11 protein-coding genes are annotated in these 17,878 nt (G+C 45.5%); 7 read left to right on the forward strand and 4 right to left on the reverse strand.

What is annotated here, in order from left to right:
- Positions 1 to 56 precede the first annotated feature (56 nt).
- Positions 57 to 1,394: a gliding motility-associated protein GldE gene (gene gldE, locus F1644_RS05840; RefSeq protein ID WP_118304777.1), complete on the forward strand. Its 1,338-nt coding sequence runs from the start codon at positions 57 to 59 to the stop codon at positions 1,392 to 1,394.
- Between the two features lie 166 nt (positions 1,395 to 1,560).
- On the opposite strand, the gene F1644_RS05845 is transcribed toward gldE, so the two are convergent.
- Positions 1,561 to 3,129 carry an alkaline phosphatase family protein gene (locus F1644_RS05845; RefSeq protein WP_229782436.1) on the reverse strand — a complete coding sequence of 523 codons (1,569 nt, stop codon included), beginning with the start codon at positions 3,127 to 3,129 and terminating at the stop codon, positions 1,561 to 1,563.
- Between the two features lie 161 nt (positions 3,130 to 3,290).
- Between F1644_RS05845 and F1644_RS05850 the strand changes: the two genes are divergently transcribed.
- Complete coding sequence (locus F1644_RS05850; protein WP_027202309.1) at positions 3,291 to 3,914, forward strand: hypothetical protein; 624 nt, start codon at positions 3,291 to 3,293, stop codon at positions 3,912 to 3,914.
- Between the two features lie 11 nt (positions 3,915 to 3,925).
- Positions 3,926 to 4,402 carry an Lrp/AsnC family transcriptional regulator gene (locus F1644_RS05855; RefSeq protein ID WP_087421230.1) on the forward strand — a complete coding sequence of 159 codons (477 nt, stop codon included), beginning with the start codon at positions 3,926 to 3,928 and terminating at the stop codon, positions 4,400 to 4,402.
- A gap of 15 nt (positions 4,403 to 4,417) precedes the next feature.
- Here the strand turns inward: F1644_RS05855 and F1644_RS05860 are convergent, their stop codons facing one another.
- Both F1644_RS05860 and F1644_RS05865 read right to left on the reverse strand, forming a co-directional pair.
- Positions 4,418 to 5,326, reverse strand: a complete 909-nt coding sequence (locus F1644_RS05860; protein WP_118304778.1) for a diacylglycerol/lipid kinase family protein — start codon at positions 5,324 to 5,326, stop codon at positions 4,418 to 4,420.
- A gap of 102 nt (positions 5,327 to 5,428) precedes the next feature.
- Positions 5,429 to 6,751 carry a UDP-glucose dehydrogenase family protein gene (locus F1644_RS05865; protein ID WP_118304779.1) on the reverse strand — a complete coding sequence of 441 codons (1,323 nt, stop codon included), beginning with the start codon at positions 6,749 to 6,751 and terminating at the stop codon, positions 5,429 to 5,431.
- A 134-nt stretch (positions 6,752 to 6,885) separates the two neighbouring features.
- Between F1644_RS05865 and F1644_RS05870 the strand changes: the two genes are divergently transcribed.
- From F1644_RS05870 to F1644_RS05880, 3 genes are all read left to right on the forward strand, one after another.
- Positions 6,886 to 12,348, forward strand: coding sequence for an alpha-2-macroglobulin family protein (locus tag F1644_RS05870; protein WP_229782437.1), 5,463 nt, complete (start codon positions 6,886 to 6,888; stop codon positions 12,346 to 12,348).
- Between the two features lie 221 nt (positions 12,349 to 12,569).
- Positions 12,570 to 12,932 carry a hypothetical protein gene (locus F1644_RS05875; protein ID WP_118304780.1) on the forward strand — a complete coding sequence of 121 codons (363 nt, stop codon included), beginning with the start codon at positions 12,570 to 12,572 and terminating at the stop codon, positions 12,930 to 12,932.
- Between the two features lie 236 nt (positions 12,933 to 13,168).
- Entirely contained in the window at positions 13,169 to 15,472 is a 2,304-nt protein-coding gene (locus F1644_RS05880; RefSeq protein WP_118304781.1) for a TonB-dependent receptor, read from the forward strand.
- A 336-nt stretch (positions 15,473 to 15,808) separates the two neighbouring features.
- Here the strand turns inward: F1644_RS05880 and F1644_RS05885 are convergent, their stop codons facing one another.
- A complete protein-coding gene (locus F1644_RS05885; RefSeq protein ID WP_118304783.1) occupies positions 15,809 to 16,675 on the reverse strand; it encodes a NigD1/NigD2 family lipoprotein in 867 nt (288 codons plus the stop codon).
- Positions 16,676 to 16,893: 218 nt separating this feature from the next.
- Here F1644_RS05885 and F1644_RS05890 point away from each other — a divergent pair, with 218 nt between their 5' ends.
- Positions 16,894 to 17,868 (forward strand): N-acetylmuramoyl-L-alanine amidase family protein, encoded by a 975-nt coding sequence (locus F1644_RS05890; protein WP_118304784.1) that lies wholly within the window; start codon positions 16,894 to 16,896, stop codon positions 17,866 to 17,868.
- The last annotated feature ends 10 nt before the right edge of the window (positions 17,869 to 17,878 follow it).

The following is a 17,878-nucleotide window of genomic DNA, read 5'->3' on the forward strand; positions in this document are numbered from 1 at the left end:
TTTAGTTTTTCTATGTATCTTTCGGCGATATTTAAGTTTAACCAATTATATAAATTTTGGACACAGATTATATTCCCCTTGCCGGGCAGATTTTTACAGGTGCATTCACCCTCATCGATTTAATTTTCGTCATTATCTTATTGCTTTTATTATTATGCTCGGCATTAATTTCCGGTTCGGAGGTTGCCTATTTCTCACTTTCTCCTTCGCAATTAAAATACTTGGAAGACAACGGGTACGAGAAGGCCCGCAACCTGCAACAGAAACCCAACCGACTACTCGCCACGATTTTAATATCCAACAATTTCGTGAACGTGGCCATTGTCGTGTTGTCCACCTATCTGGTAAATTCATTATTTGATTTCTCGGCTTATCCCACGTTAGGTTTCATTATCCAAGTGATCGTGGTAACGTTCGTGATCTTACTGGCCGGAGAAATCATTCCTAAATTATACGCCAACCGCTCCCAGTTGAACATGGTGATTTTCATGGCAGGTCCACTGACCTTCCTGTCTCACCTGTTCCGTCCGCTATCCGCCCTGTTGATCGGTTCCACCTCTATTATCAGCAAGCGCATGGATAAAAAGGATAATTTATCCATCGACCAATTATCCAAAGCCTTGGAATTAACCAAGGACACGGCAATCAACGAGGAAAAAGACATTTTGGAAGGCATTGTCCGTTTTGGTAATATTGACGCGGTTGACATCATCCGTCCCCGCATCAACGTGATCGCCATTGACGGGAGTTCAAGCTACCAACAAGTGAAAGAGATCATCACGGAACACGGTTACTCACGTATGCCCGTGTACGAGGAAAATCTGGATAACATCACGGGAATCCTCTACGTGAAGGATTTATTACAACATCTGGATGAGAAAGAGGACTTTCACTGGCAGACCTTAATTCGTCCGGCCTATTTTGTCCCGGAAACCAAAAAGATCAACGACCTGCTGGAAGAGTTCCAAACGAAAAAGGTACACTTGGCGATTGTTGTTGATGAATACGGGGGAACCTCCGGAATCGTCACGATGGAAGATATTATCGAAGAGATCGTGGGCGACATTAATGACGAATACGACGAACAGGAAATTGTTTACACGCGGGACAAGAATGGGGCATATATTTTCGAGGCTTCCACACTGCTGAACGATTTCTACAAAATCACGGACATAGAGGAGGATTCATTCCAAGAAGTGGAGGGAGATGCAGATACCTTGGCCGGACTGATCCTTGAAATCAAGGGGGAACTTCCTCACAAGGACGAGGTGATTACATACAAAGAACATCAATTCAAAGTACTCGAAGTTGACAACAGGCGAATCAAGAAAATTCAATACAAAAAGACCGGGCAAGTCCCTCCCTCGTCTATAACTGCCCCGCCGATAAGCTAGGACAAGTACTCTACAAATATACACCCCTTACATAGCATGAACACCGGTTCGTGTTCATGCCATGTATATGCTATGTTCATGCTATGTTCATGAGCTAGACTATCGGCGGGGGAAGGGATACCCAAAGGCGGACAAAGGGACGTTCATCGAACACTTTTAATTCCCACTAAAACATTGCCTTTCCATGTGCCGTGTAAGGAACATTTATTCCCAATATCTTACACAAGGTAGGTAATAAATCCGACATCGTGTAGTTCCCTTTCAAATCGGCCTTCACTCCCGCACCGTATAAATACAGGGGAACAATCGGACGCTTGGTATGCCGGAAATAAGTATCCTCCAACTCTTTCAATTCCGAAACCCAAGTCGGATGGATACAGAAAAAGACATCTCCACTACGTTTGTGAGAAAACGAATTCTGAACCAACCGATTTACCCCTTCCGGGAAGGATGTGTGCGTTAATGAATAGGCTGTCATGACTTTGGCTACCCCCTCGAACTCGATCATAAAATCAGCCACCTTATCCTGCATTTCTTTCAGATTTATCTTCTTCTGCTCGATCAGATCCCGGTTCAAATAAATTTGTCCCTGATCATAATCCGAAATCCAGTCACCCGGCCCGTAAACCAAACCCAAGTAAGACTTCAACAAGGCCACAGATTTAAATATACTAAAATAATCAGAATTCACTTTAATCTTCCGCAAATCCTCCGGCATCAATTCCCGCATCTCGGAAAAGGTCACGAACAGCGTATAGTTTCCTTTCCCGACCCGGGTATCCAACTTACTTACCAATGCCGCAATATCCATATCCAAACGGATCAACATATCCTTCTCCTCGCTCGAATCTATCGTGAAATCCCGGGACATATAGTCTAAACAGGAAAAGTTCAAGGCCAGCAAATCCGGATCATTATCCACTCCCAACCTTTCCTCGTCAATCAATTTTTCGGCCAACACCCGTACCAATGTATTCGCGTAAGGTGTGGCTTTCAAAACCCGGTAAGTATTATATTCCTTCTTTGCCCGGGCTATATCATAATAGAAATGATTCGTCAGGCGAATACGGGCAGCCGACTTATCCTCGTCAGACAACATCATCCATCCTTTATTCACAAAATGATCGCTCTCGACCCATGTATTATACATTCTCAACCATTCGGGTAATTCCGAACGATAATAAGAAGAGGACACCCATTTACCCGTTTTCTCGCTGAACCAGATGGCCATATCGGCACTACTTCCCCCACTTAGAACAGCTTCGTCACCATTCATGGCAATACTGAACACCCGGGACATGGGATTATTCCATTTCATGGCGCTCCCCAAGCTCATCGTCTGTAAATAATCGGGAGACAAACTTTTTATACTATCCGCCTGTTGATCACCGATTTCCGTATAACGATCGGATTGAGTAGAATACTGACGTTTCCGGCGTAAACGATCGTACCACGCCCTCGACACGATCCCATGTTCCGTGGGTAACATACCCGTGTAAATCGACGCGTGATCCACCCCGGTTTGCGTGTAAAAATAGTTATAATTCATATTCACCCTGGCTCCTTGTTTCATGATCCGTTTCAAACCATTATCCGACAATTCGTTAGCATACATATCCATCCATTCCGGATAAAAATGGCTGATCACCACTCCCACTATCAATTTCGGTTTTTCTTCCGCGAAGACACCAGATACCCAAGCCAATACACTCGCTAATAACAATAACTTTTTCACGATCGTTTCTATTTTATAAATTCGTATTTCTGATCCCAAGTTTCAAATCCTCAGTATAGACACAAAAATAATCAGAATATGATAATTTACAACTTATAATTCTTTCAATTCTTAATTGTTTCGTATCTTTACGGCAAGAATCTAAAATAACCATATCCATTATGACTGAGAAAAAGTGCCAGTTGACAGAAAAACTGAGGAACTATGTTTATCGCTACGGAACTGAATTATCGGACGATAAATTGAAGAAAATGGGAACTTCTCTTGAGGAGATTAACGAGAATTTCTCAGACATGGAAGACATCGCGAAGAGTATCTTCGAGCAAGAGCGTATTGCTTTTGAAAAGATATTCAAAGAATACGATTTCGACGGATGGAACGCGATTGACATTCTACTACTGGTTGGAAACGAAATCCACCAGCGCTTTTTTAACGTGTCACCTTCTGTCAGCTACAAATTAGCCGAAGCGTTCCCGGAACTATTCGAACAGCACAAGCTGGAACGTTCCAATTTTATCTATGAAAAGATTAAAATTAACATCGAAAAGGGGATGCAACAAGGTATGTATAAAAACGACGTATCAAGTGAAATGGTTGCCCGCATGTATATTGCTAAACTGAATGATATTCACAATCAAGAGATCTACCCTCCCGAAGTCTTTGACTTCGCTACCATTTTCAACAATTTGATTGACGGGGTAATCAAAACCATCACGAACGAGGATGGATGGCAATATTACAAACAGCGTAAACAACTGTATAGCGTATTAAGTTTTAACAGGTAAAAAAGAAAACAATGAGTGCAAAATATCAAATCGATGACATTGATCGCAAGATCTTGTCTCATCTTGTAAAAAATGCAAGAATTCCCTTTTTGGAAATAGCCCGGGAATGTGGCATATCCGGAGCCGCCATCCACCAACGCGTGAAAAAGATGGAAGACTCCGGTATTATCGAAGGTTCCCGTTTTATCGTGAAACCCGACGCACTTGGTTTTGGAGTATGTGCTTTTATCGGGGTTATCCTTGACCACGCTCACACCTACAAGACTGTCGTGAAAGAGATTGAAAGCATCCCGGAAGTTACAGAATGTCACTTTATCACGGGCGGCTTTACCTTCTTGATTAAATTAAGATGCAACGATCACCAGCACTTGATGGATATTCTGATCAACACGTTACAGAACATCCCCGGTATCGCTAAAACCGAAACATTCATCTCCTTGGATCAGCTTATCGAGAAACAGATAGCCCTATCTCCACAGGACAAATAGTCGTTTTAAGTTAAATCAAACCGTCATATTTTTCTTCTTCCTGGATAGTTTTGGGGCAATTACTTTCAATACTCCAGGAAGTACTTTTACCTTTACCGGGGATTCCAAAATATACGGGTCTCCATCAATATGGGCTTTATTCAAGTCTCCTTCCAAAATCGCCTCCTTGCATTGGATTTCGCTAAAATAAGGAAGTCGGGCGATCTTGGAATTCATAAAGCAATAGAGGAAACGAGGTATTTGATAATATTTAGGCCTCTTCAAAATGCAAATATCAACCAGCCCGTCCCGTAACGAGGCTTTGGGGGCTATCGAGGCATTATTTCCATACTGGGAACTATTGGCAACACTCAAAACGAAACAATCTTCCTCCCACGTTTTCCCGTCTATATGAAACACGTAACGCTTACCGGGGTAACGAAACCACATATGTATGATTGAATAGATGTAGGAGAATATACCCCGGATCTTCATCCTACTAAAAAAGTGAGCCACTTCGGCATCAAAGCCGAAACCACTCACGTTCAACGAGTAGTGGCCATTAATCTCCACGACATCAATATCCGTGGTTTCACTTTTCAAAATCTGTTTCAACGCTTTATTCATCATCTGGGAAAAGCCTAAATGACGGGCAAAGCCGTTACCACTCCCCAAAGAAATCACGCCAAAAGCAATTCCTGTATTTATCAAGGCAGTACCGATTTCATTTACCGTACCATCTCCACCTGCCGCAATGATATGCGTGTAATTCTGATGCTTGGCCTGCTCCACGATCTCTTTCGCGTGCCCGGCATATTCCGTGAAACGTATATTGTACTCGATGTGTTTGTACGCCGCAATATGCCTTATCCGGTAAGGAATCTCCCAGCCCAAACCGAACCCCGATATAGGATTCACGATAAACAATATTCGATAATGAACCATTTCAATTTTAGATTTATTGATTTTAGATTTTAGATTTCCACGCACAAACCTGACACTTTTTTGTCGCAAATCATAAATCTATTCATTGTCAATTTTCAATTGCTAATTGTCTTTCCGTCCGATTCCGTAATACATATAACCGAATTCTTTCATTTGTTCCGGGCTGTATATATTTCTTCCGTCAAATATAATTTTATGCTTTAATGCTTTTTCGATAAAAGTAAATTTGGGAATCTTGAATTCGGCCCATTCCGTCACCACGATCAAGGCATCGGCATCGGTCAGCGCATCGTACATATTATCCGCGTATTCGATACGATCCCCAATCCGTCTCTTACACTCTTCCATGGCCACCGGATCAAATCCTCGTACCACGGCTCCGGCCTCCACTAATTTATCAATCAACACCAATGAAGGCGCTTCCCGCAAATCATCCGTACCCGGTTTAAACGATAAACCCCACATGGCAAAACGTTTTCCCGTCAAATCCGTCCCGAAGTGTGAAGTGATCTTTCTAAACAACACGCTCTTTTGTTTCTCGTTCACCCGCTCCACCGCTTTCAGTAACTCTAAGCTATGTCCATGATCATCTCCCGTACGAATCAACGCTTTCACGTCCTTCGGGAAACAAGATCCCCCGTAACCGCATCCGGCATTCAGGAACTTCTTCCCGATACGAGAATCACTACCGATACCTTTCTTCACGGCCTCCACGTCAGCCCCGACAATCTCGCACAAATTAGCAATGTCATTCATAAACGAAATACGGGTAGCCAGCATCGAGTTCGCCGCGTATTTAGTCATTTCCGCCGATAATATATCCATGAAATAAATCGGTGTGTTATTCAATATGAAAGCATGATATAAACGTTCCATGACCCGACGGGCGCGATCGCTCTCCACCCCGATCACCACGCGATCCGGAGAGATAAAATCGTTCACCGCATCCCCTTCCTTCAAGAATTCCGGGTTAGAAGCCACGTCAAATGCCACTTCCACTCCTCGTTTTCCCAAAGCAGCCTGAATTACTCCTTTCACCTTGTAATTCGTTCCCACGGGTACCGTTGATTTCGTCACCACAACAATATAGTCATTTATGAGTTCCCCGACTTCACGAGCCACATCCAGCACGTAGTGCAAGTCGGCACTCCCGTCTTCATCAGGTGGGGTTCCCACGGCAATAAAAACAGCATCTGCATCCTTCAATGCCTCTTTCAACGATGTAGTGAAAAAGAGGCGTCCATCTTCCCGGTTCCGGGTAACCAACTCTGCCAACCCCGGTTCATAAATAGGCATTCCCCCATTATTCAACAACTCGATCTTGGCATTGTTAACATCGACACACGTTACAGTTACTCCCGTTTCGGCTAAACACGTTCCGGATACAAGTCCGACATAACCGGTTCCAACAACAGCTATTCTCATATTATCTTATTTTACCTCCCTAATTAGGGTCTGATTTTTCATTCTCGCAAAAATATAAATTTAAAACGAACAATAAGTTCCCATACCGTTTTTTTATTTAATTTTGTCTTAATGATAAATCAAACATTACCAGCATGAAAAAAAGAATTCTTCTTTTTCCTTTACTGTTTTTGATGATCACGATCTTTTCGTGCAAAGATAAAACCAAGGAACAAAGCAAGCTAGAGTATAGCAAATACATTTCCGGCTTTACCCAGGGAATGATAAAATCCTCCGACCCGATCTATGTTCGGTTGGAAAATAACGTTCTGCAGGCTGGGGACAGTCTTCCCACGCAGATCGAAAAACTACTAAAGATCTCCCCGAAAGCAGAGGGAACCATATCTCTACGGGACGGTAACATTATCGAGTTTACCCCCACCAAGCCTCTAAAAAACGGGCAAACATACGACATCAGTCTCTACCTGGACAAACTCTGCAAAGTCCCTTCCGACTTGTCAACCTTCCGTTTCAGCGTGAAAGTCCTCCCTCTCGTATTCGCGTTCCAAGAAGGCAGCTTGAACATCGACCCCACGGATAACAACAGATTTTCCTACCGGGCCTCCATCACGAATTCCGATGCCGTGGCCCCTGCCGAAATAGAGTTACTTGTAAAAGCAACGATCAATGGTTTGTCCCACAAACTAGAATGGGAACACACGCCCTACATCCACTACTTCACTGTTCCGGACATCAGTCGGACAGACAAAACACAATCGCTGGAGTTAAGTTTCAATAAAAAGGTGAAAAACGGGAACGACTTGATCGTGGAGATCCCCGGTTCAAAAATATTTTCCGTACTGGAAGTCAAAGCGAGTGATGAAAACTCCCAGACCATAGACGTCACCCTCTCAGACAACGTGGATGCCTCTCAGGATTTACAGGGATTAATCACCGTGGACGGGGTGAATCGCCTAAACTTCAACGTGCAGGGTAACATCATCCGAATATATTCCAATGAACGGGATAAGATGCAAGGTGTCGTTCAAGTAAATATCTATAAAGGTATCAAAAACTCATTCGGTGAAAAATTGAAATCGGATGCCACCTACAACGTCAGTTTCGCCTCCGCCAAACCTGCTGTTGCCTTTATCGGCGAGGGAACATTTACGCCAGCCGAGGGGAACGTGCTGATCCCCTTCTCCGCGGTAGCGTTGAAAGCCGTGCAATTGCGGGTCGTGAAGGTATTCAACCAAAACATGAACTTCTACTTGCAAGACGGTAATTATAATTACAGTAGCGATTACCAACTACGCCGGGTGGGACGTATCATTCTGGATAAGAAAATCCCACTTGAGAAAGAAGGACACCAAATAAATGCGAACAAATGGCAGGACTACACGATAAACCTGGCAGACCATATACAACTGGAAAAAGGAGTTATCTACCGGGTTCAACTGAAATTCCAAAAGTCCTACACAACCCTAGCCTGCGCTAACGAGGGGGATGGAATCACGGAAAACGATTGGGATTCCCAGTCTGATTATGACTATTATGATGACGACGATTATTACTATAATTACCCGTCCGACTACTCGTGGGAAGAACGGGACGATCCCTGTTCCAACTCTTATTACTACGTGTCCGATCGTTTCCCCAGAAGAAACTTGATTGTCACCTCACTCGGCCTTACCGCCAAAACCGGAAGTGACGGTAAATACGTGGTAGCCGTGAACGACCTGCTCACGGCCGCTCCCGTGGAAAGTTGCAAAATACTCTTCTTCAATTACCAGAACCAGAAGATTGATTCTGCCGTAACCAACAATTTGGGAATCGCAACCGCACGAGTACAAGGGAAACCGTTCATCGTGCTTGCCGTCAAGGGAAACGACAAAGCCTATTTAAAAGTAAGCGATGCAAATTCTCTATCATACAGCAACTTTGACATCAGTGGCGAAGTCGTGCAACAGGGAATAAAAGGTTTCATTTATGGAGAACGGGGCGTGTGGCGTCCGGGAAATGAAATACACCTCTCTTTCATGCTGGAAGACAAAGAGAAGGTGATTCCCGTGGGACACCCCATCATTGCCGAACTCTACGACCCGAATGGTAACGTGGTTCAAACGAAACGTGAAGGACGTAACGAACACGGTCTCTATTGTTTCACTTTCAAAACAGACGAGCAAGCCGTCACGGGTTACTGGCGGGCAGTTGTACGTATCGGGGGAGTCTCCTTCTGGAAAACCGTCCGGATCGAAAGTATCAAACCGAATCGCCTCAGTATCGTGACCAACCTGCCGAATAACATTCTGGGAAATGGTATTCCGGATAATTCCATTCCCGTGCAGACCCGTTGGTTGCATGGAGCCAAAACCAGCTCGCTGAAGGTCAACACCGAATTAAAGTTATCCCAGAGTAACACCACGTTCCCGGGATACAAAGAATATAGTTTTGATGATCGATCTCGTTATTTTAACGCGACCACAACGACCTTCTTTGAAGGAACTACTGATGCGGAGGGTAATTTTACCCTATCGGCTGATGAAATCAGCACGGAGAACGCACCGGGAATGCTGAATGCACTCCTCACGCTACGGGTATTCGAACCCGGCGGGGACTTCAGCATCACGACAGCCGGATTCAAATATTCACCTTATGAAGAATATGTCGGCGTGAAACTTCCTGATTCCGAGGATAACTGGTACTCCGCAGGCAAACCGATCCCCATCGCGGGAGCCGTGCTTACGGCCGACGGGAAGCCGGTATCTGACAGGGAAATCGAAGTTGAAGTCTATACCTTGGAATGGCGCTGGTGGTGGGATTCCGAAAGAGACAACATCGGATCGTACGTGAACCGCTCCTACCGTAAACCGGTCTTCAATAAAATCGTGAAAAGCCAAAATGGCAAATTCAATATTGACGTTACCTGCAACCAGTGGGGACGCTACTACGTGATCGCGAGAGATAAATTCTCCGGCCATTCCTCCGGAACTACCTTCTACGTGAGTTCTTGGCGGAACGACATGAACATCCCGGGTATGGCCACCCTACTCACCTTAACCAGCGATAAGAAAGCATACCGTGCCGGAGAGAAAATAAAAATCACCTTCCCTTCTTCCGAGGGTAGCGTGGCGCTCGTGAGCGTTGAAAACGGGAAAACCGTGAAAGACATATTCCGTGTACCTACATCTGCCGGTTCCACCTCTTTCGAGATCGAGGCGACCAGTGAAATGTGTCCCAATATCTACGTCAATGTCTCCCTCATTCAACCTCACAAAAACCGGAACAATGACAAGCCGATTCGTCTGTATGGCGTACTGAACATCAATATTGACGATCCTAACTTACGCTTGACCCCAAAGATCGATATGGCACAGGAACTTCGCCCGTCACAGGATTTCACGGTTTCCGTGAGCGAAAAGGACGGCAAACCGATGACTTATTCCATTGCTATTGTCGATGAAGGATTGTTATCCCTGACCTCGTTCAAGACCCCGAACCCCTTCCCCGCATTCTATGCAAGAGAAGCACTCGGCGTGAAAACGTGGGACTTCTATGACGATGTTATCGGAGCCTTCGGGGGACGCTTGGAGAAAGCATTTGCCGTGGGAGGTGACGAATCCCTGGAACCGGAAGAAAACCGGAAAAGCGATCGTTTTACTCCCGTGGTAATCTTTAAAGGTCCGTTTACTATCAAGAGCGGGGAAAAGAAAACACACACCTTCCGGATGCCGGAATACATCGGGGAAGTACGCACAATGGTCGTTGCCGAGGACAACGGACGCTATGGTTCTGCCTCGCAAAGCACGAAAGTCAACAAACCGTTGATGCTCAACGTCACGATGCCTCGTCTGTTCACCCCGGGAGACGTGATCGAAATTCCGGTAACCCTGTTCGCCATGAAAGAGAACATCAAGAATGTTACCGTGAACATCAAGACCGACGATAAGATTGAAATCATTGAACCCGCAAGCAAAGAAGCCCACTTCTCCGGCACGGGAGAACAGATCATATTCTTCAAGGTAAAAATCAAGGAAAACATTGGTAAATCCACGTTGACCTTCACGGCACAAAGCGGTTCGGAGAAAGCCCATTTCAGCTGTGATGTTGACATCCGCATACCGAATCCCAAGGTGACCCGGGTAGATGCGCGGGAAGTGGCAAGCGGTGAATCCATCACATTCAACAACACGATGGAAGGTTTGGAACCCGCCTCATTCCTCGAAATCACCTCTATCCCGGCGCTTAATTTGGAACAACGTCTCGGCTACTTGATTCGTTACCCGCACGGATGCGGAGAGCAAATCACCTCTGCCGTGTTCCCGCAGCTCATGCTTGACCGAATCATGGATCTCAGCGAGGCTCAGAAAGTAACCGCAGAATTGCATGTAAAAGACGTCATTTCCCGCTTGCGCAACTACCAAGTAAGCAATGGTGGGTTCAGCTACTGGTCGAACTCCAGCTACGTTTCAGACTGGGTTTCCACGTACATCACGGACTTCCTGATTCAAGCCGAGAAAGTCGGTTATCGAATCCCGACTTCCATGAAAAACTCCGCTCTTGACTACCTGGCAAAACAAGCAAATGCTTGGCGACGGGGGGATTATTACTCGGAAATCGAACAATCCTACCGCCTCTACGTGCTTGCTCTTGCCGGCAAACCCAATATGGCAGCCATGAACCGGATGAAGGAAGATACCTACAAAAACCCGATCGCCCGTTGGCAACTGGCAGGAGCCTACGCCTTGGGCAAACACGAAAAGATTGCCAAAGCGTTGATCGCCAATCTTCCGGCAGAAGCTGAACTATATCGTCAGCTTGGCAGATGTTACGGCTCTGACCTTCGTGACAATGCGATCATCATGCAAAGTATGATCAACATGGACATGAAAGACGAGGCATACAAACTCATGCAGAAAATGGCCCGCAAATTCGCATCCAACGAATGGTTAAGTACACAAGAAAGTGCTTTTGGCCTGTGTGCTATCGGTAACTACGTGGAACGATACTTCAAGGATGGTAACGGCATTGATGTCCAGATCGGGAAAGACAACTACAAGACGGCAAAAACCGTGTTGCAAAAAGAGTTGGCCGTGAAGAACAACAAATCGGAAGTGACCGTGAAAAACAACTCTTCGGGAACGCTCCACGTGCGCACCATCAACAGCTCCACGCCATTGGGAGTGATCACGCAAAGCGAAATGTCCGGGTTGAAAATGACGGTCAACTACTACCGCAACGGCACTCGGAACAACGAACCCAATTATAAACAAGGAGAAGACATCGTGGCCGAAATCACGATCCAGAATACCGGAAATATCGGTTTATACGAGGAATTGGCATTAACTTTCATGTTCCCCTCCGGTTTCGAGTTCCTCAATGAACGTCTCACGACAGGCGTGAACCCGTTCCAAGGAACCGACAACGTGGACATCCGGGATGACCGGGCATACCTCTATTTCTCGTTGAAACAAGGCCAATCGAAAACTTTCAAACTTCGCTTTAATGCAGCGTACTCCGGAACTTACCTACTTCCGGCCATCACCTGCTCGGCGATGTACGATAACTCGATTACCGCCACCCTACCGGGGAACACGATCACGATAAACAGAGAGTGATTAATTTTAAATTTTAGATTTTAGATTGAATGATTTCTGAATAAACAAAGGCCTTGTGTACCAGTTTTCAGTTTCTTCAATCTAAAATCTAAATTAATAACCTGCAACTTGTAACCTACCAACTTGTAACTTGCCTTCGGCAACATTTAATACATTTTTAAGAAAAAATTCATGCTTATTATTTAGAAATAGTCTACATTTGTCAAGCAAACGATTTAGATATGCGTCGAGAAAATGTAAATAAACTGATACACTTGTTCCTACTAGCTCTGTTTTTGAGCTATTACGGAAGTATCACCTTTTTCTCGCATTATCATGTGGTTAACGGGGTCACGATTGTCCATTCCCATTTCTTTTGCGGTCACGCCGATGCCGACGGGAAAGCCAATCACACGCACTCCCCCAAAGAGTTGACATTAATCGCCTACTTAACCACTTTCATCACCTTGATCAGTGCCGCATTGCTCATACTGATCTCTTTCTCGATAACCCAGAGACATTACCATATCCGGAATCAGGCAGATGAACCGGACAAACATATTTTCACCTTAAGCCAACTCCGGGCTCCTCCCATTCTCGCGTAATTATTTCATTCAGACTAAAAAGCATTTCTCAAAGAAATGCAAGGGACTATAATTGTCTCCAGGCAGGTACGTCTCATGCCAAGCCATACTTTTTCCAAGAAAGGAAAACTATGGCCAAACATTAGGACATCCCTCTTGTTATCAGTCTAGTAAGCACAAAATTGCGTGCTTTCATTCTTAGAAAAAAATACCCCTCTTTCCCGGACAGGAATGAGGTATAAAATAATTACGTACAAATGAAAAACTTACTTACACTCGTTATATTACTTTTCCCAACCCTTTACGGTTGGGCTGATGAAGAAAACACCGTGAAGAAAACCACGGATGCTCATATCACCGGACACATTATCCTGAAAGAAACCGGTGAACATCTCCCCTTCATGACCATATTGTTGAAGGGAACCAACATCGGTACGGCCACGGACGAAACCGGGCATTTTTTCTTGAAAAACCTGCCGGAAGGAAAATACACACTCCGCGTACAAGGGGTTGGTTATAAAAGTGCAGAGAAAGAAATCGTGATCGTGAGAGGGAAAACCCAAGAAGTTAACTTCGAAATCAGCGAGGATGCCGTTATGCTTGATGGAGCAGTGGTCACCGCTAACCGGAATGAAACGGATAGAAGGGAAGCCCCCGTTATCGTCAATGTACTATCACCCAAAGTATTCGAGAACACGAACTCCGTATGTTTGTCCCAAGGCTTAAACTTCCAGCCGGGACTACGGGTTGAAAACAACTGCCAAAACTGCGGTTTCCAGCAAGTGCGCATCAACGGGCTGGACGGCCCCTATTCCCAGATATTGATTGACAGTCGCCCCATGTGCAGCTCGCTTGCCGGAGTGTACGGCTTAGAACAAATTCCCGCCAATATGGTTGAACGAGTAGAAGTACTACGGGGTGGAGGCTCCGCCCTCTTCGGGTCAAACGCCATCGCCGGAACAATCAACATCATCACGAAAGAACCCTTGTACAATTTTTTTCAAGTTGGACACACCCTTTCCGCCATTGACGGGGAAAGTTTTGACAACGTGACCTCCTTCAACGGGGCCATCGTCAACGATCAACGGGATGCCGGAATCTACCTGTTCGGCATGGTGCGTGACCGCCAAGCTTACGACCACGACGATGATGGTTTTTCCGAACTGGGAAAAATAAACAGCACGACACTCGGTTTCAAGACGTACTACAAACCGACCCATTTCAGTAAATTCACCCTAGAATACCATCATATCAAGGAATTCCGTCGAGGAGGAAACAATTTAGACAGACCACCTCACGAGGCCGACGTGGCAGAGCAAGCCGATCACAACATTCATGGCGGGAGCTTGAACTACACACTCTCGTCAAAAGACTACAAACACCGCTTGAACGTGTACTCTTCCATCCAGAACATAGGACGTGAATCCTACTATGGAGCCGGACAAGACACGAACGCTTACGGGAAGACCAAAGACTTCACGGTTGTGGGCGGAGCCCAGTATTCCTACGACTTCGACAACTTCCTGTTCATGCCCTCTTCCCTCACCGCGGGAGTAGAGTACTCCTACAACAAACTGAACGACCTCATGCTGGGTTACCACAGGGAAATCAATCAAGAAGTTTCCGTGTACAGCGCATACCTTCAGAACGAGTGGAAAACCGGACGATTCAGTTTTCTATTAGGCGGACGTCTGGATAAAAACTCGGAAATCGACGATCCGATATTCAGCCCCCGCTTGAACATTCGTTATAACCCGATCTCCGATTTAAGCCTGCGGGCAAGCTATTCCGAGGGGTTCCGGGCTCCCCAGACCTACGATGAAGACCTTCACGTGGCAGCCGTCGGCGGGGAAGTGACCCTAATACAAGTGGCAAAGGACTTGAAGACCGAACGTTCCCGTAGTTACAGTGCATCCGTGGATTACTACACCACCTGGGGCCCCGTACAGATCAACCTCCTACTGGAAGGATTCTACACCAGCCTCCACAACCCCTTCGTGCTGGAAGAGATCGAATCGGACGACGAGAACAAAATACTGGAACGCCGTAACGGGTCGGACGCCGTGGTGAAAGGATTCAACCTTGAAGGCAAGATCGCCCCGCACAAATCCGTACAACTACAATTCGGGGCCACCCTGCAAAGTAGTAAATACGATGAACCCGTCGCATGGAGTAAAGACCCGGACGTGGAAGCCTGTCGCAAACTGTTACGCTCACCCGATCAATACGGCTACGCCACGCTAAACCTGCTCCCGTTCAAAAACTTCTCGGCAGCCCTCTCCGGGACTTACACGGGTTCCATGTACGTGGGGCACTCGGCCGGGTACATCGAGAAAGACGTGTTGGAAAAAACGGACTCCTTCTTCGACGCCACGATTAAACTGGCATACGACATCAAGGTTGGCAGAGGTTACACAATTCAGTTCAATATCGGGATGCAAAACGTGTTCGACAGTTACCAGAACGATTTCGACAAGGGGGAATTCCGAGATTCCGGTTACATTTACGGTCCGGGCTTGCCAAGAACTTATTTTGCAGGCCTGAAATTCGGAATATTCTAAAAATACAGTATCAAGATTTCACTTTATCGACAAAGGGCCGAACTCGCAAGGTTCGGCTCTTCCTCCTTAGTATTAAAGCGTACTTGCCTCGGTATTTCACTGGTGACTCGTTAATATATCCTTCACGTTTCAAGATAAAATCAAATAAAAATACACCACCGCCATCCATCCACTTCCCGTTAACTTCCCGTTGACTTTCCATTGACTTACTAACGAGACACACCTACAACACCTATTCAACCACGGCAAGATACCAACGAAAGTACATGAAAAAAGCCATACCTTTTCGGCATGGCTTTTATTGAATATAGTATGTTGGTTATCTGATCTTTCCCGTTATTCAACCACACATTCACTAACTTCTTCTGTCGCCACCATCTTACTCTTATCCTGGTTCAAACCCTTGTTTTCACCCGTTTCACCAGTATTTTTCAGGGTATAGGTTCCACTATCTTCCCGGTTAACCGTTTCTGAAGTGTTTTTCCCGTATTCAGTCCAGAGCAGTTTTACCGGTACAGACGTCTGTCCCTCAGGCACGATAGATGTCAAGTCGAAAGAAACCCGTCCCCGACCCCAGGAATAATTCCCTCGATCGTTACCCGTGTCAGGCCTTTCTCCGTAAGCGTTATGACGCAAGGTCACGTAAACCGTGTCATTATGAGCCACCACGTCGTCCTGTACCAAATTAATGAAGTGTTTCTCTTTAGACCCGTCTTTTACCGGAATCCGGAACTCGACATTCAAGTATCTTCCACCGAACCACGCTTCCCGCACGTTGATCGGATCGTTACCAATACTATCTTGCCGTACTTCCTCATCTTCATTAATAAAAGACTGTTTTACCGGCACCTTCGTCAACACGTCATCAAACCCGTAAAGACGAATGTAATAATTCATATTACCTTCCAACCCGGTCTCGTCACGTTCGCTACCCACGATCGAGTAATTCACGTACACCCGAAGATCTTCCTCCGCCCCGTCAAAATTAATAGGCATCCCTTCCGTCACGATCAGCCGGTTACCATCGTCCCGACGAATGGCAAACTTGGAACGGCTTCCATTATCAATTTTTTCGAGGTTACCATAACTAAGCCATGAGCTACCTCCGCCCACGTAGTAATATTCGTCATCATCGTCACAAGCCGTAAAACCCATCACGATCAACGAACAAATAAGTGCAAATTTCCATGTTTTATTTTTCATAGCTGTTTTTTTTAATACATTAAATAGATGCTTACATTTTTAAAAAGTTGCGTCAACAGGCTATATTATTGCTTTTTTTAAAATTCGTTTCAAAATATTCAGACCCTCAAAAGCAACAAGTTACTAAATATTAAAACACCCCGGAACAAGGCCAAAACCGACAACTTGTAACTTGCAACATACAACTAAATCTATATCTTTGTAACAAAATAATGCCTATGAAATACTCGCTCGTTATATTTTCTTTCTTATTTCTGATTATTTTCACGTTTTCCTCCACGGCACAGGAAACGGCCAAGGCAAACAAGGGAGAAGGAGTTCTGCAATTTCTAAAACGTTTCAATCGCACGAAATCATTTCATTTCGACCGTTTCGTCGAACTGAACCGGGATAAGCTGGACAAAAATAACGGGCTAAAACTCGGTGTCACGTACACCCTTCCCCCTTTGAAAAACGAGGGCAACGAACCTCTATTCGGAGAGAAATTGGCAAAATATACCATTGACTCTGACGAGTTAAACGGGGCCTGCTTTTATCTCGTGAGCGGACACGGGGGACCGGACCCCGGGGCCATCGGAGAATTACGGGGCCACCCGTTACACGAAGACGAGTACGCCTATGACATCATGCTCCGTCTGGCCCGTAACCTCATGTCAAAAGGAGCCAAAGTACACATCATTATCCAAGACGCAAAAGACGGTATTCGCAACGACAAATTCCTTGACATCAGCGACAGGGAAACCTGCATGGGACAAGTCATTCCCTTGAACCAAGTCAAACGTCTGCAACAACGTTGCGACAAGATCAACGAACTATTCAAGAAAGACAAGGAACACTATCGCCGGGCTCTTTTTATTCACCTCGACAGCCGAAGCGAGAGTAAGCAAATTGACGTGTTTTTCTATCATTACGACGGAAGTGCCAAGGGCAAACATCTGGCAAACACGCTACAAAATGTTTTCAACCGGAAATACGACAAGCACCAACCTCTCCGGGGTTTTTCCGGCACCGTGTCCCCACGTGACTTGTTCGTAATCAAGCAATCCCTGCCCGTTGCTGTCTTCGTCGAGCTTGGCAATATCCAGAACAGCCAGGACCAGCAACGTTTCCTACTGGACGATAACCGACAGGCTCTAGCAAACTGGATGTGCGAGGGACTTATCGAAGATTATAAAAACTACAAGAATAAATAATTTATCAAAT

This window comes from Butyricimonas paravirosa, assembly GCF_032878955.1.
Classification (GTDB): Bacteria; Bacteroidota; Bacteroidia; order Bacteroidales; family Marinifilaceae; genus Butyricimonas; species Butyricimonas paravirosa.

Excerpts from the sequence above, each read along its gene's own strand:
- F1644_RS05850 (WP_027202309.1), top strand. The coding sequence starts at position 3,291 with ATGACTGAGAAAAAGTGCCAGTTGACAGAAAAACTGAGGAACTATGTT.
- F1644_RS05855 (WP_087421230.1), top strand. The coding sequence starts at position 3,926 with ATGAGTGCAAAATATCAAATCGATGACATTGATCGCAAGATCTTGTCT.
- F1644_RS05860 (WP_118304778.1), bottom strand. The coding sequence starts at position 5,326 with ATGGTTCATTATCGAATATTGTTTATCGTGAATCCTATATCGGGGTTC.
- F1644_RS05865 (WP_118304779.1), bottom strand. The coding sequence starts at position 6,751 with ATGAGAATAGCTGTTGTTGGAACCGGTTATGTCGGACTTGTATCCGGA.
- F1644_RS05870 (WP_229782437.1), top strand. The coding sequence starts at position 6,886 with ATGAAAAAAAGAATTCTTCTTTTTCCTTTACTGTTTTTGATGATCACG.
- F1644_RS05875 (WP_118304780.1), top strand. The coding sequence starts at position 12,570 with ATGCGTCGAGAAAATGTAAATAAACTGATACACTTGTTCCTACTAGCT.
- F1644_RS05880 (WP_118304781.1), top strand. The coding sequence starts at position 13,169 with ATGAAAAACTTACTTACACTCGTTATATTACTTTTCCCAACCCTTTAC.
- F1644_RS05885 (WP_118304783.1), bottom strand. The coding sequence starts at position 16,675 with ATGAAAAATAAAACATGGAAATTTGCACTTATTTGTTCGTTGATCGTG.
- F1644_RS05890 (WP_118304784.1), top strand. The coding sequence starts at position 16,894 with ATGAAATACTCGCTCGTTATATTTTCTTTCTTATTTCTGATTATTTTC.